The sequence below is a fragment of the Oleiphilus sp. HI0086 genome (assembly GCF_001635225.1).
Genome location: NZ_LWFZ01000910.1, coordinates 1 through 774 on the forward strand (window position 1 = coordinate 1; position 774 = coordinate 774).

The 774-nt window shown below is 40.1% G+C and carries 1 protein-coding gene; it reads right to left on the reverse strand.

Annotated features, from left to right (window positions below; translation table 11 throughout):
* A partial coding sequence (locus A3756_RS16450; protein ID WP_156490543.1) for a glycosyltransferase occupies window positions 1-774 on the reverse strand: 774 nt, incomplete at both ends.

Here is a 774-nt window from a genome sequence, read left to right on the forward strand (position 1 = left end):
AGACAGTATCGCCTTCGCCAACCCCTCAGCGTCGCCAGGCTCTACCAAAACTCCGTTGAACCCTGTTTGAACTATTTCCGGCACTCCTCCAGTATTGGAGGCTATCAAAGGTAAGGGCGCACAAGAAGCTTCTAATAGTGCATTTGACAGGGTTTCATGTAGAGTAGGAAGCACAAAAATATCTGAGAGCCTATTAATATCAAAAATATCATCACGATGTCCTAAAAATTTAACCTGACCTTCTGCAATTTGCTCAGACAAATTAGTCTTCATCTGGGAAAGATAGTCCCCCTCTCCGACTATTATAAATTTTATGTTATTGCGGATACCAATATTTAAAATTGCTGACTCCAAAATATGCAACCCTTTTTCCCGGTTCACTCTTCCCACAGTAACAACAATGATATCTTCGCCTGAAAAACCTAAGTCATCTCGTGTTACAACTTTGCTAGAACTAGAAATTTTCTTCAGTGGGGGAAAATTATAAATTGTGCCAAAAACCTTTTTAGAAAACACATTTGCGACTTTCGAAGTAGTCACAAAGTCACTCACACCAATAATTTTCTTTGATAATGCAAGAGTGAAAGGCTCTAGTACCTTTGCAAGCATAAAACGTTTTATAGGTGAAAACTCAATCGCATCGGTTGAAGAGCCTCGAATAGTCACTACTGTTTTATGCACTCCCGCTAGGTGGCAAGCTACAGCCATATGAAACCCTGATAGTTGTAGTCCAGTGAAGTGAACGATATCAGGATTGATATCAAGTATCTGACG